The sequence below is a fragment of the Haladaptatus sp. R4 genome (assembly GCF_001625445.1).
In the GTDB taxonomy this organism is placed as follows: domain Archaea; phylum Halobacteriota; class Halobacteria; order Halobacteriales; family Haladaptataceae; genus Haladaptatus.
On the sequence record NZ_LWHG01000011.1, the window covers coordinates 1049949 to 1069574 of the forward strand.

A 19626-nucleotide genomic window follows, 5' to 3' on the forward strand; every position below is an offset into this window, starting at 1 on the left:
GTGCAACCTCACACAGTGTCACCTCGGATGACGTCGTTCGCCTCGGAGAGCGATTCGTCCGAGCGATTCTCCTCGCGGAGGCTCAGTATTCGACTGCGGAGTTTGCTGGCGCGTTGCGGTCGAAGCCCCGGGAGCAGTAGGTTCGAGCGGCGCGACCCGGCCGTGTGAATCATGATGCTCGCTAACCCGGCGGCTTGTTCGAGAACACCGCGGTTGATGTCGATGTGTTGGATGCGGTCTATCGGAACGTAGGTCTCCCGTCGACGCAACACTCCGTGTTCGATCGTCACTCCGTCTTCGTCTACGGCGAAGCGCCACGCTCTGTATCGAATTGGCGTTACGAGGAGGGCGACCACGAGCATACAGAGAACGATCGGTATCGGACTCCAGACCGGAATGATGGTGGATTGTGACGCGATGATCCCGGCGATGATTCCACCGATCAATCCCGCTCCAACCGTCTTCGTGAACCAAACGTAGCGGACTCTCTTTTGTAACGATTCCATCCGTTATATCAATGGATTATACTGTCTTCGTATTTAAAATGACCATCATCGATTTCGATACGCCATCTCCGAACCCGTATCCGTAGACGACACGCTTATCCGCCCGAACCAACCAAATATCACGTAATGAGTACCGAGACGCCGGACGCCACGGAAACGGAGGCGTTCGAGCAGGTTTGCGAGGAACTGATCGACCGCATCCTCGCTGGCGAGGTCGAGCGCGACGACGTAGAGAGCGCCAAGCTCAACGCCTGTTCGGAGTTCTCCGCGCCGAAAGTGCCGAAGAACTCCGAGATTCTCGACCACGCGCCGGACGAGCGCCGCGAGGAACTGGAAGCCGTGCTCCGGCGCAAACCGGTCCGCACCGCGTCGGGCGTCTCGCCAATCGCAATCATGACCAGCCCGGAGCAGTGCCCGCACGGTAAATGTCTCTACTGCCCGGGCGGCCCGTCCTCCGAGTTCTCCTCCTCCCAGAGCTACACCGGTCACGAACCCGCGGCGGCCCGCGGCGTGCAGAACGACTACGATCCGTACGGGCAGGTCACGCTCCGCTTGGAACAACTGCGACAGATCGGTCACCCCGTCGATAAGGTCGAACTCATCCTGATGGGCGGGACGATGACCGCCCGGAGCCACGACTATCAGGAGTGGTTCGTCAAGCGCGCGCTGGAGGCGATGAACGACTACGACGTGAACAAGGAACCCGAACCCGCGGAGGGCGAGAGCTTCGCCCAGAGCCCCGAGGAGCACGACTTCCGCTATCTGGAGGACGTCATCGCGGAGAACGAGACGGGCGACATCCGCAACATCGGGACGACGTTCGAGACGAAGCCGGACTGGTGTGATCCCGAGCAGATAAACCGGATGCTCGATTTGGGCGGCACGAAAGTCGAGGTCGGCGTCCAGACCACCTTCGAGCGTATCAACCGCGAGATGCACCGCGGGCACGGCGCACAGGCGTCCATCGAGGCCAACCAGCGCCTCCGCGATTCGGCGTTCAAGGTCGGCTTCCACATGATGCCGGGCCAACCCGGTATGTCCAAGCGGATGTGCGTGGAGGACTTCCGCCGCATCTTCGAGGACGAGAAGTGGAAACCGGACTACCTCAAAATCTACCCGACGCTGGTCGTCCGCGGCACCGCGACGTACGACTGGTGGTACAAGGGCGAGTTCGAACCGCTCCGCAACGAGGAGGCGGCCGAACTCGTCGCCGAAATCAAGTCGATGATTCCCAAGTACGTCCGCCTCCAGCGCGTCCAGCGCGACATTCCGGCGGACTTCATCGACGGCGGCGTGTGGAAGTCCAACCTCCGCCAACTCGCACGCCAGCGGATGGAGGAACACGGGTGGACTTGCGACTGCATCCGCTGCCGCGAGGTCGGCATGAACGACGAGGAACCCGAGAACGTCGAACTCGACGTCATGACCTACGAGGCGGCAGGCGGCACGGAGCACTTCATCAGCTTCGAGGACTTCGCCGAGCGGCGCTCGGCTGATAGCCGGATTGTATCCGGCGACTTCGAGAAAGACCTCCTACTGGGCTTCTGCCGACTTCGCTTCCCCGGCGACCCCGTGCGGCGCGAACTCGACAACGCCGCGCTCGTCCGCGAACTCCACGTCTACGGCAGTGAAGTGACCGTGGGTGCGGCGAGCGAGGAAACACAGCACCAACACCGTGGCTACGGGCGAAAACTCATCGCTAAAGCCGAGGAACTCGCCGCCGACGCGGGCTACGACAAGGTCAGCGTCATCTCCGGAATCGGCGCACGCGAGTACTACCGGAACAAACTCGGCTATCATCAGGACGGGCCGTACGTGAGCAAGCGGGTGTAATCGGCAAAAACGGAGTTCGTTCAGTCCTGCATCGGCACGGATTCGACGTCGTACTGCTCGCCGATGGTTTTCAACTCGTCCAGCATGTCTCGTTCTTCACGGAGATTTTTCTTGAGGAGGTCGGCGGCTTCGTCGTGGCCCAACTTGTCGGCCATGAACAGCAGGTTGCCGTACGCCGCGATTTCGAGGTGCTCGAACTTTTCAGCGATTCCCTTGTCGAACAGGTTCCGGAGTTCCTGATTCGGTTTCCCGTCGACGAACTTCTCGTGGTCCTCCACGAGGGCGTCGAGTGCACGGAGTTGCTCTCTCTTGGCCGGTTCGCCGATGTGGTCGAACACGTGTTGGAGGCGCTCGACGTGTCGTTTCGTTTCGCCTCGATGCTCCTCGAACGCGTTTTGAAGGTCGCCATCGTTGACCTCAGTCGCCAGTTCGTCCAGCGCATCGAACAGTTCGTTTTCGACGTAGTACATCTCCTTCAGCCCCTCGTAAAAGAGGTCGTCGAGTGAATCTCCGGTCATGGTAGGTCGGTATTGGTACGACTACAACGACGGCCCTAAACTTTGCCGTGCCCGCGGCGAGTTATCGACGACGACAGTCCCCTCGCGAACCGTTCGCTCTGCGAGTCAAGTTGCACAGATTTAAGACGGAGAAACGAAAATGAACATACGCCGGTATGCGACGCTTTTCTCGTCGTATGTTGGCAACTCAACTGGGACTGTGCGCTTCGTCGCGTGGGAACTGGTCGGACCCACATCGGCTTCCGGAAGCCACCACCCACCATCCGTCTCGTCTCTCCGTCGTCTCCACCCTTTGCAAATCAAAATCGAAACGTCGTCTTCTACGCGAACCCTTATTTCGGCTGAATCGGCACTATAACGGAGCAACCGTCTCATCGACGAGTCGAGACGATTCAGTACGCAGATCGGTCAATACTTTCGTCTGTCGTACTTTCCGGAATTCATTACGATAAAATAAAAACGGAGTAGCCGTCTATTCGTCCTCTGTGAACACGAAAATTTCGGGGAGTCGTCTCACTCCGTTCGACTCCTCCCGGTCAATTATTCGTCTTCAGTCTTGATGTCCGCCGAGAGACCCTGTGCCATCTCGATGTCCTTCGAGTTGTTGAGGGTCCACGCCGTGCGTTCGGTGACGGCTTCGATGGATTCGCGGGCGCTCGGGTAGCCGTTGCCGGACTTCTTCACGCCGCCGAACGGCAGGTGGACCTCCGCGCCGATGCACGGGAGGTTGGCGTAGGCGAGGCCGATTTCCGCGTAGTCGCGGAAGTAGTTGATCTGGCGGTAGTCCTCGCTGATGATGGCTCCGGCTAGGCCGTAGGGCGTGTCGTTGTGAATCTCGACTGCCTCTTCGATGTCACCCGAGTAGCTCATCAGGGCGACGTGCGGACCGAAGACCTCCTCGTGGATACAGCGCAGGTCGGGGCTGTAATCGACCTCGTAGACGAACGGGCCGACCCAGTAGCCGTCCTCGAAGCCGTCCGGAATCTCGTCGTCGTCGAGTTCCTCGCGGTCCACGAGCACGTTCGCACCCTCGTCCTTGGCGAGTTGGTTGTACTTGCTGAACTTCTCGACCTGATCCTCGTTGACCATCGGACCCGTGAAGGTGTTCTCGTCGAGCGGGTCGCCGACGGAGATGTCCTTCGCGATTTCGACGTAGCGCTCCTTGAACTCGTCGTACACGTCCTCGTGGACGATGAGGCGCTCGCTGGAGACACAGCGCTGGCCCGTCGTCTTGAACGAGGACATGATGGCGCTGTGGACGGCGACGTCGAGGTCCGCCTCCTCCGTGACGATGATGCCGTTCTTGCCACCCATCTCACAGGCCGCGAGTTTGCCGGGTTCGCCGCCGACCTTGCCCGCGATCTTGTGACCGACTTCGGATGAACCGGTGAACAGGACGGTGTCCACGCGCTCGTCCTCGACGATGGCGTTTCCGGCGTCGCCGTAGCCCTGTACCATGTTGAACACGCCGTCCGGGAGACCGGCGTCCTCGAACATCTCGGCGATGATCTGACCGCACCACGGCGTCTGTTCTGCTGGCTTCCAGACGACCGTGTTCCCCTCGACCAGCGCGATGGCCATGTGCCAGAACGGGATGGCGACCGGGAAGTTCCACGGGGAGATACAACCGATGATGCCCCGCGGCTTGCGGCGCATGTAGGCGTCCTTGCTCGGAATCTCGCTCGGGACGACGTCACCGTGCGGGTGTCGGGCGTTGCCCGCGGCCCACTCGACCATGTGCGCGGCCTCGACGACGTCTGCTTTCCCTTCCGAGATTTCCTTCCCGCATTCCTTCGTGATGACTTCGCCGAGTTCGTCGGTTCGCTCTCGGAGTTCGTGGTAGATGTCCCACAGGTACTCCGCGCGGTTGATGTACGAAAGTTCGCGCCACTCGTCCTTCGCTTCCTCCGCGGCGTCGAGGGCGGCTTCGACGTCCTCGGGTGTTCCGCGGTGGAACTCGCCGAGCGACTCCTTCGTCGCCGGGTTGACGCTCTCGAACGTTTCGTCGCCCGCCCCGTCGTGCCACTCACCGTCGATGTAGTGACTGTAAACCTGCTCGCTGGCTTGTTGACTCATGTTGTACTCGGTAAAATTTGACGCGGCACCTTAAAAAAGACTCTTACTTGGAGAGCACACCGACGTGGGGTTCGGGGGAACACGGAAGAACTCCAAGCCGCTATTCGTCCTCTCCACGCCAGTAATCCACTTCGCCGTCGAGCGGGAAGTAGCCGCTCAACGTTCTCCCCTCGTGTTTTCCGGGTGCGGTCCCGGCGAATATACCCATCTTCCCGGAATCGGGATACACCGACACGTCGGGTTCGCGCATGGTCGAAAAACAGAGGTATCGAAGCGTCGCCTCGGAGTCGTTGATGACGCGGCGAGCGTACTCCTCCCCGACCGGGAACGCGACGTAATCGCCCGTTTCGAGGTCCCGTTCGTCGTTCTCGATTCGGAGCGTTCCCTCCCCGTCGAGGACGAAAATCGCCTCCTCGTTTCCGGTGTGGTAGTGGTACGGCCACGATTTCTTCCCCGGCGGGAGTTCGTACAGACTACAGCCCAACCGCTCGCCGCCTGCCGCACCACCGAGTTGCTTGCGACGGATCTGAAAGTTAGTGCCGTGTGATTTCTCGTCCCAGTCGATTGCGGATTCGTTGACGATTTGGGGTCGCCCGTCGGTCATACTCGATTAATCACAAACGGTTGATAAATAGGCACCGGCGAGCGGTTAGCCGCTCTCGGCCTCTTCCCTGTCGGCGAGCTTTTCGATTTCACCTTTGACGCTCGCGGCGTCGAAATCGTGGTCGGGGCGCATGTTCACGAAGTCGAGGAACTCGCGTGCGGCGAGCAACTCCTCCGGAGAATAGTGTTCGTTGGCGGCCAATACCGAGTCACGAGCGCCGATCAGCGGCGTGAGCGACGCCAGCGCGCACGCGAGGTCGTACGAACGGGCCTCGTCGATTCGCTCCTCGTTGACGCTCGTCGCGTCGATGAAGTATATCTCTCCGTCCGCGACGAGGACGTTCTCCCCGCGCAGGTCGCCGTGTGCGAGGTTGTGTTCGTGCATCCGTGCGAGCGCGCCGAACAGGTCGGGGGCGTACTTTCGTACGTCCGATTCGGGAATCCCCTCGAACGTCTCGAAAGAGGGCAGATACTCCATGACCAGCACGCCGAGGTCGTCGTATTCGAACGCCTCTATCGGTGCCGGGACGTTCAACCCGATTTCGCGCATCTTCTTCGTTGCTTCTAGCTCGTGTTCCGCCATCTCGTCCGGCCCGGCGAAATGTTCGAAAAACCCCTCGGTGCCGCTGCTGAACGCGCCCAGATTCCGCACGCTGGTGAAGAGCGCGTGAACGAGCGAGTTCTGGTCAGTCGTGATCTTGACGAACCACTCGTCGTCCACCACACAGGGCGTCGAGAGCCAGTTGTCGGCGTCGATGAACTCGACGCGAACTTCCTCGCGGTCGTATCGCTCCGCGATCTCTCGAATGACTGCCTCGATACGCGGCCACTCGATCGTGCCACGTACCAGTCGCCGAATACCCATTGGAGACCGGTTCGTCCCCATCGTTGATAAACTCACTCACCGTCAAGGAGGTTTCATTTTACCTGCTTCCCCCTCGTTCGCTCCGCTCACGAGGGGCCAGTCGAAGACATTATAGCGAAACCCGCGCAAAAATTGCGTATGGATTTCAATCTCCCCGACGAACACAGGATGGTACGCGACACCGTCCGGGAGTTTTGTGACGAGGAAATCGAACCTATCGCACAGGAAATCGAGAGCGAACACCGCTTCCCCGCGGAGGTCTTCGACGAACTCGCCGCTCTCGACATGATGGGCGTTCCCATCAGCGAGGAGTACGGCGGACTCGGCGGCGACCAGTTGATGTACGCGCTCGTTACCGAGGAGTTGGGCCGGGTGTCCGGGTCCATCGGTCTCTCGTATGCTGCACACATCTCGCTGGCGTCGAAACCCATCGAGATGTTCGGCACCGAAGAACAGAAAGAGCGATGGTTGACGCCACTCGCGGAGGGCGACTACCTCGGTTCGTGGGCGCTCACGGAACCCGGTTCCGGGTCGGACGCGAGCGATATGGACACCACCGCAGAGAAGGACGGCGACGAGTGGGTGCTCGACGGCACGAAGCAGTTCATCACCAACGCGAGCGAGGCGGGAAGCGTCCTCGTCAAGGCAGTCACCGACTCCGATGCGGGCTACGGCGGCATCTCGACGTTCATCGTGGACCCCGAGGAGGACGACGGGTTCGAGGTCACGACCGTCTGGGACAAGATGGGACTCAACGCCTCGCCGACCTGTGAAATCCAGTTCACCGACTGCCGGATTCCCGAGGACCGACTCCTCGGCGAGGCGGGCGAGGGCTGGGAGCAGACCAAGAAGACGCTCGACGGCGGCCGAATCAGCATCGCCGCGCTTTCGACCGGCATCGCGCAGGGTGCCTACGAGGCGGCCCACCGGTACAGCCAGGAGCGCGAGCAGTTCGGCAAGCCGATCTCGAAGTTCGACGCCATCCGCAACAAGGTCGTGGACATGGACCGCAAAATCGAGCGCTCGCGCCTGTTGACCCACAAAGCGGCGTGCAAGTACGACGAAGGCTACTCCGTCTCCCACGAGAGTGCGCTGGCAAAACTCGACGCCAGCGAGTCGGCGCGGAAAGTCTCCGAGGACGCCGTGCAGGTGCTCGGCGGCTACGGCTACACCGAGGATTTCGCCCCGCAGCGGTTCCTCCGTGACGCGAAACTGATGGAAATCGGCGAAGGGACCAGCGAGATTCAGCACCTCGTCATCGGACGGGAACTGGGACTGTAAGCCCAGAAACGGATCTTTTCTCTCACCAGACCCCCCACGAGAGCATCGTCCAGACGCCGACCACGAGGACGACGAGCGACACCAATCGCTGCATCATGATGCGCGTATCGCTGAACTCGATGTCCCCTTTCGCGCCGTATCGCACTCGCATTTGGTGTCGCGCCATCGCACGTGGTTTCAGCACGTTCAACGCGCCGATGGCGACGAATACGACCATGAAGAGGGTGAAGAATGCGGGAGGCATATCGCCACGATTCTCGGTTCGGGGCATAAGCTTGTGGGTGAACTGAACACTCTTTCGTGTGAACCTCGGACGCTGTAGTAAAAGAAGAACTCAGTACGTCGGACTCTCTTCCCGTTCCCCGTCGCGTTTGTTCACGACGCGGGCGAGGATGAACAGCGCGTCCGATAGCCGGTTCAGGTACGTCACGGCGTTCTCGTTGATCTCCTCCTCGCTTGCCAGTGCAACTGCGCGACGTTCGGCGCGGCGGCAGACGGCGCGGGCGTGGTGGAGTTCCGCCCCCGATTCGCTGCCACCGGGGAGGATGAACGACGTGAGGGGGTCCAGTTCCTCGTCGTAGGCGTCCATCCACGATTCGAGCAGGTCGGCGTGTTCGGCCCTCACCTGCGGGTCGTCCTCGTCGGGTTCCGGGTTGGCCAAGTCGGCCTGCACGATGTGGAGGTGGTTCTGGATTTCGCGGAGGTGTTCGTCCACGTCGTCGTGCCCCGTCGGTCTGCAGCGCCCGATGAGGGCGTTCACCTCGTCCACCGTCCCGTAGGCCTCGATTCGCGGGCTGGCTTTCGAGACGCGGGACATGTTCTGCAGGTCGGTCTGCCCCGCGTCGCCGCGACCGGTGTATATCTTCATACGAGCGACTGCTCCACGTACTCGACGATTTTCTTGCTCTCGGCCATCGTGACGCCCGAATCCTCGTTCACGAGCACCGGCACGCCGCGCTGACCGCTGACGCGTTTGACCTCGTTCCGCTTCGAGTGGAGCGCTTCGACCCACTCCGTCTCGTACTCGATGTCCGCCTCATCGAGCGCGTCGTGGACTTTCTGGCAGAACGGGCAGCCATCGAGCGAGTACAGCGTTATCGAACTCATATCGCAACGATGGGGCGCGAGCGTAAAGTAAGCTACCGTCTCGGAGAGTACAACGGACTTCGAAAGCCTCCGTCCGCTCGCGAGGTCACTTCGCAACCTCGAAATCGAGCACCCCGAATTTTAAATACCGAAACGGGACCACTCCGGCGCAATGGAGGTGCTCGGAACCCGACTCCTACTGCGTTCGTCGACGACGATGACGACGCTCGCGTTCGTCTTCGGCGGGGTCGTCGTCGGTACGATAAGCGGGCTCACACCGGGAATCCACGTCAACAACCTCGTGCTCTTGCTGGCGTCGGTGGCGGGGTCGATAGCCGGTCCGCCGAAACTGGTCGGTGCGGCGATACTCGCGGCGGGGGTCGCTCACTCGTTCCTGGACGTGGTTCCGTCGCTGGCGCTCGGGGTTCCGGACCCGGTGATGGCGGCGGGGGCGCTCCCCGGCCATCGGTTGGTCATCGAAGGCCAAGGCAGGGAGGCGCTTCGGCTCTCGGCGCTGGGGAGCGGGTTGGCGGTGGCGTTCGCGGTGCCGCTGGCGATTCCGGTCACGACGCTGATGACGGATGCCTACCCGCTGGTTCGGAACCATCTCCGCTCCTTCTCGTCGGAATCACGGCGTTTCTCGTGCTCACGGAACCGACGACCCGCGGGAAAGTTGGTGGTCTCGTCGTCTTCTGTACGAGTGCCGTGCTCGGCATCCTGGCCCTTCCGCTCTCACCAGCGGCACCCCTCGGTATCGGCGGAGTACTCACGCCACTGTTTGCGGGGTTGTTCGGCGCGCCGGTGCTCGTGGACGCGATGAACGGAACGGGGGTTCCGCCACAGGCCGAAGCGACGCTCACGATGCCCCATCGGGCAATCGCCGTAACCGCACTCGCGGGTGCGTTCGCCGGTGGAATCGTCGGATATCTCCCCGGCGTGTCGAGCGCGATAGCGGCCGTCATCGCGTTGGCACTGGTTCCCCGAAGAACCGAAGCACGTGGATTCATCGTGGCGACTAGCGGCGTCAACACTTCGAACACCATCTTCGCGCTTTTCGCGCTCGTCTCGCTCGGAACGCCGCGAACAGGCGTGATGGTTGCCCTGCGCGAGACGAACGCGCCGCTCGACCTGCCGGTGCTCCTCGCCAGCGTCGCCATCGCGGGCGTCGTCGGGTTCGTCCTCGTCCTCGTTCTCGGCGACACCTACCTCGAAGCGGTCGGTCGGCTGAACTACCGACAGCTCTCCGTCGGCGTCCTCTGTCTGCTGATCGCGGCGTCGTTCCTGTTCGCGGGCGTCGTCGGTGTCGGTCTCTTCGTTTGCAGTGCCATCCTCGGTTGCCTGCCACCGCGATTGGGGTGCCGACGGGTTCATCTCATGGGGGTGTTGCTCGGTCCGCTCATCGTCGGCGTGTAACCACGAAGCATTTACGCACCTGCTGTCAATTTGAGGTCATGATCCCCCTGTTCGGTCCCGTCCCGGGCGGCATGGAGTTGATCGTCATCTTCATCATGGCAATCTTGCTGTTCGGTGTTCCGTTGACCATCTTCGGAGGAATATTCGTGCTCCATCGACGGTCACAAGAGCAGGTATCCGAACTGAGAGACGAGGTCGACGAACTGCGAACGGAACTCGAAACGCGGGAACGAGAACAAGAACGAGAGTAGAAGTGACCGAGTTCGGTGACTGCCGTGGGCTACTCCTCGTTCATGATGTCGAGGCAGGCGCCGACGAACGTGTTCTGCACCGCGAACGCTTCGCCGTCGAGCGCGACGGCGGTACCGCAAAGTTCGCCGTGCGTGAAGTGCATCTCGATGGCGTCGTCGAAACAACGGATGGTACAGTTCAACGATCCGTGATTGTAGAGGTCTTCCTGATGTGATTTCTCGATGGCTTCGAGTCGCATGTCGCGGCGTACGTCGGCACGCTCCTGTTCGTCGTAAGCGTCGGCGACGTCGTCACGGATGTAGAGTAGTTCGCAGGAATCGGCATCGTAGTAGAGAACGCTTCGAAGAAGGTCCCCGACGTGCGTCTGTAGATACGTGACGAGTTCTCTGGATTCCGTGGTTGTATGAGACATAATAACTATCCGCCTCCACGTTCGTCGACGAAAGACATGAATCTTCCCGGGATTATCTTCGCTGAAAACTAGACTCCGGAATCGGAGGACAGGTCGGTGACGAGACGCTCTTGGAACGATTCCCGAATCCGATGGCTCGGTTCGGCGTCCGTGAGCACTTCGATGACCTGCGTCCCGGTGCTGCCGAGGGAATCCGAAAACGCGTCACGGAATTCGGAACGCGTCTCCACGCGCTGGAAATCGAGGTCGTAGAGGTCGCCAGTCGCGGCGTAATCGAGTCCGTGTGGCGTCCGGAACTGCCCGGAAAACGGCGGGTCGAACGATTCGATGGGAAGCATGTGGAAGATGCCACCGCCGTCGTTGTTGATTTCGACGATGGTCGCGTCCACGCCACAGCGGTCGAGCGCGAGCAGTCCGTTCATGTCGTGGTAGTACGCGATGTCGCCGGTGACGAGGACGAGCGGGTCATCAGTCGCGCTCCCCGCGCCGAGTGCAGAGCTGATGATACCGTCGATACCGCTTGCGCCCCGATTTCCGAGGACGGTCACGTCGGCCGACCGCGGGCGGGCAAAGCGGTCCAAATCCCGGACCGGCATGCTGTTGGACACGAACAGCGTCGCCGGATCGGGAACGAGTCGCGAGACGTCGGCGAGCACCCCGCCCTCGAAATGCTCCTCCGTTTCGGCGAGCAGCGACCGATGGGCGGACTCGGCACGTTCGAACCGTGCCCTCCACTCGTCGCATCCTCCATTTTCTCCGTCTTCGAGTTCGTCGGAGAGTCGCCGGGCGAGGCGCGTCGGGTCGGTGGCGACGAGGTCCGTCGCGGTGAACGAGGCTTCTCGCCATCCGCCCGCGGAATCCACGACGAACTGCCGGGCGTCGACGCGTTCGAGGTACTGACGAAGGACCTTCGAGGTCGGGGACGCGCCGAACCGAAGAACCACGTCCGGGTCTGGCCAGTCGTCGGTCACGTCCGGCACGAGATACGAATCGTAGCCGCCGACGATGGGCCGGTCGTGGCCGAACCGGTGCCCCGACAGCGGGTCGGCGAGCACGGGAAACCCGGTCGCATCGGCCAGCGTTTCCAATTCGTCACGGTCCGGTGTCGGCGTGTCGGCAGGGCCGACGACGAGCAGGCCGCGTTCCGCGTTCGAGACCGACTCGGCGAGCCGGGAGAGCGCGGCGGAATCGAGTTCGGGAACGCCCTGCGAGAGGCGAACGAACGGCCCGTCACGCCCCTCGGCCGCGAGCGGTTCGTCGTCCGCGAACGAGTCGGGAACGTCCCCATCGACGTCGGTCGGTTCGAGGGGTTTTCGGAACGGGAAGTTGAGATGTACCGGTCCCGGCGGTGTTCCGGTCGTCGAACCGAGGGCGCGGGCGGCCGTCGTGCGAAGGTAGCGCAGTTTCCTCGGGGTGGCTTCCGGTTCGGCGACGTCGGCGTACCAACGGACGGCGTCGCCGTACAGTTTCTCCTGGTCTACGGTCTGGTTCGCGCCGCTATCGCGGAGTTCCGGCGGTCGGTCCGCCGTGCAGACGAGCAATGGGACCCGTGCACGGTCGGCCTCGATGACGGCCGGGTGGAAGTTCGCCGCCGCCGTTCCCGAGGTGCAGACGATGGGGGTCGGCTTGCCGGTGCGCTTCGCTCGCCCGAGCGCGAAGAAGGCCGCCGAGCGCTCGTCCAAATGGGAGAACACCTCGATATCGTCGTGCAGGGCGAACGCGACGGTCAACGGCGTCGACCGACTACCGGGAGAGAGACAGACGGCATCGACCCCACCGGCGGCCAACTCGTCCACGAACGTTTCGGCCCACAGCGTGTTTCGGTTCGGATAGGTCATTCGAGTTCGTTCAAAATCGGCAAGAATTTCAACTGCACTTCGTCCCATTCCGCTTCGGGTTCGCTATCGGCGACGATGCCGTTTCCGGCGAACAGGGTGACACGGTCGTTGGCTGCGACACCGGAACGCAGACCGACGGCGAATTCGCCGTCTCCGTCGGCGTCGAACCAGCCGACCGGCGAGGCGTACCAGCCACGGTCGAACCCTTCCGTCTCACGAATCGTTCGCATGGCGTCTTCCAGCGGAAGCCCGCCGACCGCGGGAGTCGGATGGAGGGCTTCGACGACCGAGAGAACGTGCTCTCTGTCGCCGATCTCCGCCGAAATCGGCGTCTGTAGATGTTGAATGGTCGAAAGTCGCTTGAGTCGTCGCTCGCCGACCGAAACGGACGACGCGAGGGGTTCGAGTCGCTCACGGATGGTCTCGGCGACGAGTTCGTGTTCCTCCCGAACCTTCTCGCTGTCCGCGAGCGAGGTCGCGAGTTCGTCGTCCTCTTCGGGCGTCTCGCCGCGGCCGATGGATCCGGCGAGCGCTTCCGTCTCGACCGTTCCACCGCGAAGGGAGACGAGGCGTTCAGGCGGCGCGCCGAAAAACCCGCCCGACGACGTGGGTTGCACGAGGAATCGATAACACTCCGGATAGGACGTTCGAAGTCGTTCGAGGATGTCCGGAACGACGACCGATTCGCCGAGTTCGACCTCCAACGCGGTCGCGATGACTACCTTTTTTAGCTGTCCGTCGCGGATTCGATCCGTCGCGTGGCGTATCTGTGAACACCATTCCTCCCGCGAGGTGATGGGTGTCGTGGACTCGATTCCTGGCGATTCACCGCGGGGGCGCATCGTCGGTAGCGTCTCGATTTCCGCCTGCATCTCGGTGAGTGTTTCCTCGGCAGTCGCCGTTTCGGAGGCGGAAACCGTGAGCCACGTCTCGGTTTCCGTACGCGTCAGTTGGACGTGTGGCAGGACGAACTCCGCACTCGGAAAGCCGTCCCACGGCGGTTCCGGTTGGTGTTCGGTATCGAACGAAAACCCGCCGAACAGGCGCGGACGCGTCGCGTCCGGCCCGTCGTCGGTATCGACGGAATCGAAGAGATCGGTCGCTTGGTTGCGAACCGCGTCGAACCGCCCCCCACCAGTGGCAGTGATGCGCGTAACTGCGCCAGTCGCGGCGATTTCGAGACCGTCCGGAGAAGTCCAGTAGAGGCGTGGAGCCGCCTGTCCCGCGAGAAAGGAGCGGAACGAAACGTCGGGTACTCTGCACGTTCGGGTTACGAGCGGCGAACCCGCCGACAGTTGACCGTCACGGTGCGGTGGCATTTAGTGATAACTCGGGAGCGGTGACCCTTCAGCCTAACTATATCGCTCCTCGTTCCACGGATTTGCGGTGTTGGAGTAACCGCGTTTCTCCCAGTATCCTCGTTCGGGTTCGGTGAGGAACTCGATTCCATCGACCCACTTGGCCCCTTTGTACGCGTACTTGTGTGGCGTGACGACGCGAAGCGGTCCGCCGTGTTCGCGGGGGAGCGGCGCGCCGTCGTACTCCCAGACGAACAGTACCTCGTCGCGCATGCAGTCCTCGAACGGGAGGTTCGTGGTGTAGCCGTCGAGTGCGGAAAACATCACGTGAACGACGTCATCGTCCACACCGGCCAGTTCCGCGAGCGTCGGGAACGTGACGCCGGTGAACTCACAATCGAACTTGCTCCAGCCGGTGACACAGTGGAAGTCTTGCGTTTGTGTCTCGTTCGATAGGTCACGGAACTCCTCCCACGAGAACGCCAGTTCGGTTTCGACCGCCCCCGTCACCGAAAACTCCCACGTCTCCGGGTCCCAGTCCGGCGTTGACCCCTTCGAGAGGACCGGAAACTTGCTCGTCTTCCGTTGCCCCGGCGGCAATCGCTTCCCGTCGAACTCCCGGTGGAGCTCCGTCTTGTCCGTCGTACTCATGGAACGGACTCGGGTCGCTGGAAACGTAGATGTACCGACTGCGGTCAACGTCGGATGTACCGACTGCGGTCAGCGTCGAGTGTACGCGTGGGTTGGCGGAGGGTAATCCAGATATCTTCGTCCAACGTGACCCTGTGGCTCGGTACGGACCGAGTAACAAAAGCCGTCTACCGCAAACGATAGCCTCGTAACCGACCGCGGACGGCCGTCGCGTCGTCACTGACCGTCGCACGCGAGACGGCCACGTACGAAATCGGTTCGACCTCTTCCCGAACGGCCTCCGATTCGGCAGCGGCGAACCGCGACGAACAAGTTTTCGTTTCTTCGGTCCCGTCCCGACCGATTTTCGGAGATACTGAAATATATAACCAAATATCGAAAAGTATAATTTGATGATGAAAACTATAGTTTTCAATACCTGTACTATCTGCCCCGTCAGACTTAAGAACACCCCTCCCGAAGCCCACAATTGTTCCAATGCCAAAGGTAGAGATTACCGTCCCAGAGCACCTCGAAATGCAAATTGCCCAAATGGTCGAACAAGGTGAGTTCGTCAACCGGGAGGAAGCTATCGAGGACTTGCTCGCAACTGGTCTCAAGGCATACAAGACCAGCGGACCGATGGACAACGATAGAGAACCGGGACTCGAAGACGAGGGGATGATGGGTCACGAGGACGAGTACGTCTTCTAGCGGGCGTTTCACCCCGATGTGTGAATAGTTCTCAGAAACTCTTAAACCGGCTAACTTCTAATGGCCCTGCATGCATAAGGATGAGCTTCTCGAGCTACACGAGCAGATGGTGACCATCATGGAGTATTTCCGTGAACAGGACGACGTCCCCGACGGCGCGTTCGACGCATACGACCAGCTCGATGTCGATCCCTCGCACGTTCACAAATCGAAGAGCGAGCACAAACACGCCGTCTTCGTTCTCGGCAACTCGCTCGCGGACGTGATGAGCGAAGACGAGTTCAGCGAAGCGGGCCGGATCGGCAAGCGCATGGAGGAGTTGGCCGACGACGCCGAGCAGAAGATCTGATTTTCGGCGTTATCGCGCGATTTTGCCCCCCCGACGAGGGTCCCCCACTTGATGCGTGTATCCGACTAACCCGAAACTATTTGAGGAGGATTCCGTTTTGACGTATTATGGACGCGCGCACAGTCGAGCAGATATCCGAGTGGAAAACTCGGCCCTTTTCCGGTGGGTTCGAGACGCTCCACACGCTTGCCGACGAGGAATTTTCCGGTGCGGTCGATGCGGGCGGCGCGTGGCTGTTCATGTTGAACGGCCGCGTCATTGGCCTATTTGACGGCACTATCGATTCGTTCGAAGATGCAGACGGGACGCTGTTCGACGCTCCTCATCCTTCGCTTCCGCTGTTGTTCAGCATGAAGGAGCGAGGCGGAAAGACACAGGCGAAATACTACACGAACGACACACCGCTGAAGGAGGCGAGCGAAACGCTCGCATCGAACAAGTTCACCGGGTACATAGAACTCAGTGAAAACGTTCTCAGCGGCGATTACTACGTGGTGTACCACGGTGGACGGTCGATGAGCGCGGCGTACGTCGGTCAGAGCGAGCAACTGTACACCGGCGACGAGGCGCTGTCCCGCGCCAACGACGAGGTCGGAATCTACGAAGTCGTCGCGGCCGACGTGAACGTCATCGACCTGCCGGAGGTAGAGGAACCGGAATCGGAACCCGAGCCAGCCTCGACGCCGACGCCAGAATCCCCATCGACCCCGGAACCGGCGGAAACGAACGAACCGGAGACGCCACCGGAAGAGTCCGCACAGACTTCCCCCGACACGCCGGAACGTGCTGAAGAAACGGGGTCGTCAGCGGAGGCGGAGGCCGTTCGACCCTCTTCGCTGGAGTCGGAGCAGTCGCCGACCGAGGCGGACGCACGACCGGCCCAATCCACGCACTCGACGCCGAACGCGTCGAGTTCCGGGGGCGCTGGAAACGACGGCGGCGCGGAAAGCGCCGCAGGAACGGGTGCATCCGATCCGCTCTCGGACGAACAGCAGTGGCGAGAGACCACGACCATTCCGTCGCTCGACCCCGACAAGAGCAGCTCCGCGAAGTCACACGACGTGGGTGTCAAACAGCGTCGTCCGACGCGAAAACCTCCGCAACAACGGTCACAGAGTCGTTCGACATCCGGCAGGGCGAAGGAGATCGAAGCCGAACTGACCGCGCGCGCCGAAAAGATCGAAGCGTTGCAGTCGAAACTCGCCCGAGCCGAATCGGAGCGTGACGAACTGAAGGCGGAACGCGACCGGCTGAAAGAACGGGTCGAGGAACTGCAAGACGAACTCGAAACGCTCCGTGAGAAGGGTCCGGGTATCACTGCCGAACGACAGCTGACGCCGGAACAAGCGCTGACGCAGACGAACCTCTTCGTTCGCTACGGGTCGAAAGCGAAAGGGACGCTGGCCGACGCGGCGGCGGGCGATGCCAGCCGCGAGACCATCGAGTCGAACCTGCAACTCGAACACCACACGCAGTTCGACGCGGAGGGCATCGCGGTCGATGGGCGGGAGTTCGATGCGTTCCTCCACGATTCGATGGAGTATACGTTCGTCTCGTGGCTCGTCGTCGACCTCCTGTACGAAATCATCGAGACGGGTCATCAGCGCGGACTCGGTGACCTGTTCGAATCGATTCAGGAGATCGATCGGGTCGAACTCCACGGCAGTCTGGTGACGGAAGACGAGGAGGGCGAGGAGACCGAACTGGCGTTCGACGTCATCCTCCGCGACCGGATGGGCAACCCGCTCGTCGTGGCGAACATCAACGACTCGCGCGACCCCGCGACGGGCGAGATGATGGGATCGCTCGTCGATGCCGCGACGAGCGTCGCCAGCGTGAACGACGAACTCAGCGCGGCGTTCCAGGTGACAAAGAGCTTCTTCGAACCGGCCGCACTGGAGACGACGGAGGACGCAACCAGTGGCGGGCTGCTAACGCGAGAAAAAAGGGAGAGTTTCGTCAAGCTATCCCGAAAGCGGGGATATCATCTGTGTCTGGTCGAATCACGTAACGGTGAATTCCACTTGACGGTTCCAGAACTCTAGTTTTCGGCTTCCGCCTTCTCGCCGATCTTCATCGAGTCGAGCTTGGTCGTGATTTCGGAGAGTTTTTCGTCGAGTTCGGAGACGAACTCCTCCGTTCGGTCAGTCGTTATCGCGCCCTGGTTGGAGGGCGAGATGAGGTTTTCTTCTTCGAGAACTCGCAGCGAGTAGCGAACCTTGTGATGGGGGTATCCCGTCTCGTTCGACATCTTCACGATGCCGATCGGTTCACTCTCAATGACCATTTTCAGGACCTGCAAGTGGCGTTCCAGCATATCGACTTCCTTCTCCAGTCGATCTATCATGGCATGTGTTAACTTGTCTTAGAAGCTTTTAAAGGTTATTGTCCGCATCGCATGACGAAGAGTAGAACGAAACTTTCTCTTGGGGAGAGTTAACACTTCCGAATTCGGCGCGTGAATATCCCCGTCGCTGCTAGAATTGACGCGATTCGGACACCGAAATGATCACGTTCGTGTATCCTTTTGCTTCGAAGACCGTAATCGGTTTAGGAGGTGCGGGAGAAACCATCTTCGGTATGACCGTAACCATCGTGGGTTCGCAACTCGGCGACGAAGGCAAAGGTCGCGTCGTAGATCTCTACGGCGCGGCCGCTGACGTGGTCGCTCGCTATCAAGGCGGCGACAACGCAGGCCACACCGTCGTCGAGGGCGGCAACGAATACAAACTCTCCCTCGTTCCGAGCGGCGTCGTCCGCGGCAAGACCGGCGTTCTCGGCAACGGCTGTGTCGTCAACCCCGAGACGCTTTTCGACGAGATCGACACCCTCCGCGAACGTGGCCTCGAACCCGACGTTCGACTCGCCCGCAGAGCACACGTCATTCTCCCGTATCACCGCGTGCTCGACGGCATCGAGGAGGACGTGAAGAGCGATTCGGACCGCAAAGTGGGAACCACGGGACGGGGTATCGGCCCGACCTACGAGGACAAAGCCGGACGACGCGGCATCCGCGTCGGCGACCTCCTCGACGCCGAACTCCTCCGCGAGAAACTCGAATACGTCGTCCCCCAAAAGCGAGCACTCGCCGAGAAAGTGTTCGGCGTCGAGACCGGTGAGGCGTTCGACGTCGATGCGGTCCACGAGCAGTACCAGCGCTACGGCGAGCGCATGAAGGAAGAGAACATGACCGTCGAAGCTGGTGATTTCCTCGCCTCGCGTCTCGATGACGGCGACGAAATCATCTTCGAGGGCGCACAGGGTACCCTCATCGACATCGACCACGGTAACTATCCGTACGTCACCTCCTCGAATCCGACCGCGGGCGTGCCGCGACGGGGACGGGCCTCAGCCCCGGTATCGTCGGGGACGGCGATGTCATCGGCATCGTGAAAGCGTACCTCACGCGCGTCGGAAGCGGCCCGCTTCGACCGAACTCGGAGGCGTCGTCGGTGACACCCCCGACTACGACGAACAGGGTGCGGGCGAAAACGAGGACCTCGCCGAGTACATCCGCGAGGAGGGTGGCGAGTACGGTACCGTCACCGGCCGCCCGCGCCGGGTCGCGTGGCTCGACATGCCCATGCTCCGCCACGCCGCCCGCGTCAGCGGGTTCACCGGTCTCGCAGTCAACCACATCGACGTGTTGGCGGGTCTCGACGAGGTAAAAGTCGGATACAGCTACGATGTCGACGGCGAGGAGATATTCACGGTTCCCGCCACGACCGAACGCTGGGGTCGCTGTGAGCCGAACTTCCGTTCCTTCGACGGGTGGCCGGAAGTGGACTGGAGCGAGGTCGCCGACGAGGGCTACGACGCGATTCCGGAGAACGCGCGAACCTACCTCGAATACATCAGCGACGAACTCGACGCCCCCGTCTACGCCGTCGGTGTCGGCCCGAGCAGGGAGGACACCGTCATCCTGAACCGCCCGTTCGAAGAATAACGATAT

At 61.3% G+C, this 19626-nt stretch carries 19 protein-coding genes and 2 pseudogenes; 8 read left to right on the forward strand and 13 right to left on the reverse strand.

The genetic code is table 11. From position 1 onward, the window contains the following. Positions 1–8: 8 nt before the first annotated feature. Positions 9–506, reverse strand: coding sequence for a PH domain-containing protein (locus tag A4G99_RS09075; protein WP_066142167.1), 498 nt, complete (start codon positions 504–506; stop codon positions 9–11). Between the two features lie 126 nt (positions 507–632). On the opposite strand from A4G99_RS09075, the gene A4G99_RS09080 reads away from it, so the two are divergent. Next, the gene (locus A4G99_RS09080) at positions 633–2339 is read left to right on the forward strand and encodes a tRNA uridine(34) 5-carboxymethylaminomethyl modification radical SAM/GNAT enzyme Elp3 (protein WP_066142169.1); all 1707 of its coding nucleotides are present in this window, start codon (positions 633–635) and stop codon (positions 2337–2339) included. 20 nt (positions 2340–2359) lie between these two features. Here the strand turns inward: A4G99_RS09080 and A4G99_RS09085 are convergent, their stop codons facing one another. The 4 genes from A4G99_RS09085 to A4G99_RS09100 all read right to left on the reverse strand — a co-directional run bounded on the left by A4G99_RS09085 (position 2360) and on the right by A4G99_RS09100 (position 6401). Further along, positions 2360–2857, reverse strand: a complete 498-nt coding sequence (locus A4G99_RS09085; protein ID WP_066142172.1) for a ferritin-like domain-containing protein — start codon at positions 2855–2857, stop codon at positions 2360–2362. Positions 2858–3397: 540 nt separating this feature from the next. Beyond that, a complete protein-coding gene (locus A4G99_RS09090; RefSeq protein ID WP_066142179.1) occupies positions 3398–4933 on the reverse strand; it encodes an aldehyde dehydrogenase family protein in 1536 nt (511 codons plus the stop codon). Between the two features lie 100 nt (positions 4934–5033). After that, positions 5034–5537, reverse strand: coding sequence for a cupin domain-containing protein (locus A4G99_RS09095; protein WP_066142182.1), 504 nt, complete (start codon positions 5535–5537; stop codon positions 5034–5036). A 45-nt stretch (positions 5538–5582) separates the two neighbouring features. Next, a complete protein-coding gene (locus A4G99_RS09100) occupies positions 5583–6401 on the reverse strand; it encodes an RIO1 family regulatory kinase/ATPase (RefSeq protein WP_066142185.1) in 819 nt (272 codons plus the stop codon). Between the two features lie 138 nt (positions 6402–6539). On the opposite strand from A4G99_RS09100, the gene A4G99_RS09105 reads away from it, so the two are divergent. Continuing rightward, a complete protein-coding gene (locus A4G99_RS09105) occupies positions 6540–7682 on the forward strand; it encodes an acyl-CoA dehydrogenase family protein (protein WP_066142187.1) in 1143 nt (380 codons plus the stop codon). 22 nt (positions 7683–7704) lie between these two features. Here A4G99_RS09105 and A4G99_RS09110 read toward each other — a convergent pair whose 3' ends face one another. From A4G99_RS09110 to A4G99_RS09120, 3 genes are all read right to left on the reverse strand, one after another. Beyond that, complete coding sequence (locus tag A4G99_RS09110; protein WP_150123071.1) at positions 7705–7926, reverse strand: hypothetical protein; 222 nt, start codon at positions 7924–7926, stop codon at positions 7705–7707. 90 nt (positions 7927–8016) lie between these two features. Then, positions 8017–8550 carry a cob(I)yrinic acid a,c-diamide adenosyltransferase gene (locus tag A4G99_RS09115; RefSeq protein WP_066142193.1) on the reverse strand — a complete coding sequence of 178 codons (534 nt, stop codon included), beginning with the start codon at positions 8548–8550 and terminating at the stop codon, positions 8017–8019. Then, a complete protein-coding gene (locus A4G99_RS09120; protein ID WP_066142196.1) occupies positions 8547–8789 on the reverse strand; it encodes a glutathione S-transferase N-terminal domain-containing protein in 243 nt (80 codons plus the stop codon). The genes A4G99_RS09115 and A4G99_RS09120 overlap by 4 nt, the downstream gene beginning before the upstream one ends. A 151-nt stretch (positions 8790–8940) precedes the next feature. Between A4G99_RS09120 and A4G99_RS09125 the strand changes: the two are divergent. Both A4G99_RS09125 and A4G99_RS09130 read left to right on the forward strand, forming a co-directional pair. After that, positions 8941–10181 (forward strand): annotated as a pseudogene (locus A4G99_RS09125) (tripartite tricarboxylate transporter permease). A gap of 38 nt (positions 10182–10219) precedes the next feature. Continuing rightward, on the forward strand, positions 10220–10432 hold the full coding sequence (locus A4G99_RS09130; protein WP_066142201.1) for a hypothetical protein: 213 nt from the start codon (positions 10220–10222) through the stop codon (positions 10430–10432). Between the two features lie 29 nt (positions 10433–10461). On the opposite strand, the gene A4G99_RS09135 is transcribed toward A4G99_RS09130, so the two are convergent. The 4 genes from A4G99_RS09135 to A4G99_RS09150 all read right to left on the reverse strand — a co-directional run bounded on the left by A4G99_RS09135 (position 10462) and on the right by A4G99_RS09150 (position 14632). After that, positions 10462–10845, reverse strand: a complete 384-nt coding sequence (locus A4G99_RS09135; RefSeq protein ID WP_082837746.1) for a hypothetical protein — start codon at positions 10843–10845, stop codon at positions 10462–10464. 68 nt (positions 10846–10913) lie between these two features. Then, positions 10914–12683, reverse strand: coding sequence for a 2-succinyl-5-enolpyruvyl-6-hydroxy-3-cyclohexene-1-carboxylic-acid synthase (gene menD, locus A4G99_RS09140; protein WP_066142203.1), 1770 nt, complete (start codon positions 12681–12683; stop codon positions 10914–10916). Then, on the reverse strand, positions 12680–14002 hold the full coding sequence (locus tag A4G99_RS09145) for an isochorismate synthase MenF (RefSeq protein ID WP_066142205.1): 1323 nt from the start codon (positions 14000–14002) through the stop codon (positions 12680–12682). The genes menD and A4G99_RS09145 overlap by 4 nt, the downstream gene beginning before the upstream one ends. A 33-nt stretch (positions 14003–14035) precedes the next feature. Beyond that, the gene (locus A4G99_RS09150) at positions 14036–14632 is read right to left on the reverse strand and encodes a sulfite oxidase-like oxidoreductase (RefSeq protein WP_066142208.1); all 597 of its coding nucleotides are present in this window, start codon (positions 14630–14632) and stop codon (positions 14036–14038) included. A 477-nt stretch (positions 14633–15109) separates the two neighbouring features. Here A4G99_RS09150 and A4G99_RS09155 point away from each other — a divergent pair, with 477 nt between their 5' ends. The 3 genes from A4G99_RS09155 to A4G99_RS09165 all read left to right on the forward strand — a co-directional run bounded on the left by A4G99_RS09155 (position 15110) and on the right by A4G99_RS09165 (position 17719). Then, positions 15110–15325 carry a ribbon-helix-helix domain-containing protein gene (locus A4G99_RS09155; protein ID WP_066142210.1) on the forward strand — a complete coding sequence of 72 codons (216 nt, stop codon included), beginning with the start codon at positions 15110–15112 and terminating at the stop codon, positions 15323–15325. Positions 15326–15395: 70 nt separating this feature from the next. Then, positions 15396–15674, forward strand: a complete 279-nt coding sequence (locus A4G99_RS09160; RefSeq protein ID WP_066142214.1) for a UPF0058 family protein — start codon at positions 15396–15398, stop codon at positions 15672–15674. A 107-nt stretch (positions 15675–15781) separates the two neighbouring features. Beyond that, on the forward strand, positions 15782–17719 hold the full coding sequence (locus tag A4G99_RS09165; protein WP_066142218.1) for a hypothetical protein: 1938 nt from the start codon (positions 15782–15784) through the stop codon (positions 17717–17719). On the opposite strand, the gene A4G99_RS09170 is transcribed toward A4G99_RS09165, so the two are convergent. Next, entirely contained in the window at positions 17716–18021 is a 306-nt protein-coding gene (locus A4G99_RS09170) for a hypothetical protein (RefSeq protein ID WP_066142221.1), read from the reverse strand. The genes A4G99_RS09165 and A4G99_RS09170 overlap by 4 nt on opposite strands. Positions 18022–18254: 233 nt before the next feature. On the opposite strand from A4G99_RS09170, the pseudogene A4G99_RS09175 reads away from it, so the two are divergent. Beyond that, positions 18255–19620: pseudogene (locus A4G99_RS09175) on the forward strand (adenylosuccinate synthase). Positions 19621–19626 lie beyond the last annotated feature (6 nt).

What these genes read in the sequence shown, in the direction of transcription:
- A4G99_RS09075 (WP_066142167.1), bottom strand. Translation starts at nt 506, where the DNA reads ATGGAATCGTTACAAAAGAGAGTCCGCTACGTTTGGTTCACGAAGACG.
- A4G99_RS09080 (WP_066142169.1), top strand. Translation starts at nt 633, where the DNA reads ATGAGTACCGAGACGCCGGACGCCACGGAAACGGAGGCGTTCGAGCAG.
- A4G99_RS09085 (WP_066142172.1), bottom strand. Translation starts at nt 2,857, where the DNA reads ATGACCGGAGATTCACTCGACGACCTCTTTTACGAGGGGCTGAAGGAG.
- A4G99_RS09090 (WP_066142179.1), bottom strand. Translation starts at nt 4,933, where the DNA reads ATGAGTCAACAAGCCAGCGAGCAGGTTTACAGTCACTACATCGACGGT.
- A4G99_RS09095 (WP_066142182.1), bottom strand. Translation starts at nt 5,537, where the DNA reads ATGACCGACGGGCGACCCCAAATCGTCAACGAATCCGCAATCGACTGG.
- A4G99_RS09100 (WP_066142185.1), bottom strand. Translation starts at nt 6,401, where the DNA reads ATGGGTATTCGGCGACTGGTACGTGGCACGATCGAGTGGCCGCGTATC.
- A4G99_RS09105 (WP_066142187.1), top strand. Translation starts at nt 6,540, where the DNA reads ATGGATTTCAATCTCCCCGACGAACACAGGATGGTACGCGACACCGTC.
- A4G99_RS09110 (WP_150123071.1), bottom strand. Translation starts at nt 7,926, where the DNA reads ATGCCTCCCGCATTCTTCACCCTCTTCATGGTCGTATTCGTCGCCATC.
- A4G99_RS09115 (WP_066142193.1), bottom strand. Translation starts at nt 8,550, where the DNA reads ATGAAGATATACACCGGTCGCGGCGACGCGGGGCAGACCGACCTGCAG.
- A4G99_RS09120 (WP_066142196.1), bottom strand. Translation starts at nt 8,789, where the DNA reads ATGAGTTCGATAACGCTGTACTCGCTCGATGGCTGCCCGTTCTGCCAG.
- A4G99_RS09130 (WP_066142201.1), top strand. Translation starts at nt 10,220, where the DNA reads ATGATCCCCCTGTTCGGTCCCGTCCCGGGCGGCATGGAGTTGATCGTC.
- A4G99_RS09135 (WP_082837746.1), bottom strand. Translation starts at nt 10,845, where the DNA reads ATGTCTCATACAACCACGGAATCCAGAGAACTCGTCACGTATCTACAG.
- menD (WP_066142203.1), bottom strand. Translation starts at nt 12,683, where the DNA reads ATGACCTATCCGAACCGAAACACGCTGTGGGCCGAAACGTTCGTGGAC.
- A4G99_RS09145 (WP_066142205.1), bottom strand. Translation starts at nt 14,002, where the DNA reads ATGCCACCGCACCGTGACGGTCAACTGTCGGCGGGTTCGCCGCTCGTA.
- A4G99_RS09150 (WP_066142208.1), bottom strand. Translation starts at nt 14,632, where the DNA reads ATGAGTACGACGGACAAGACGGAGCTCCACCGGGAGTTCGACGGGAAG.
- A4G99_RS09155 (WP_066142210.1), top strand. Translation starts at nt 15,110, where the DNA reads ATGCCAAAGGTAGAGATTACCGTCCCAGAGCACCTCGAAATGCAAATT.
- A4G99_RS09160 (WP_066142214.1), top strand. Translation starts at nt 15,396, where the DNA reads ATGCATAAGGATGAGCTTCTCGAGCTACACGAGCAGATGGTGACCATC.
- A4G99_RS09165 (WP_066142218.1), top strand. Translation starts at nt 15,782, where the DNA reads ATGGACGCGCGCACAGTCGAGCAGATATCCGAGTGGAAAACTCGGCCC.
- A4G99_RS09170 (WP_066142221.1), bottom strand. Translation starts at nt 18,021, where the DNA reads ATGATAGATCGACTGGAGAAGGAAGTCGATATGCTGGAACGCCACTTG.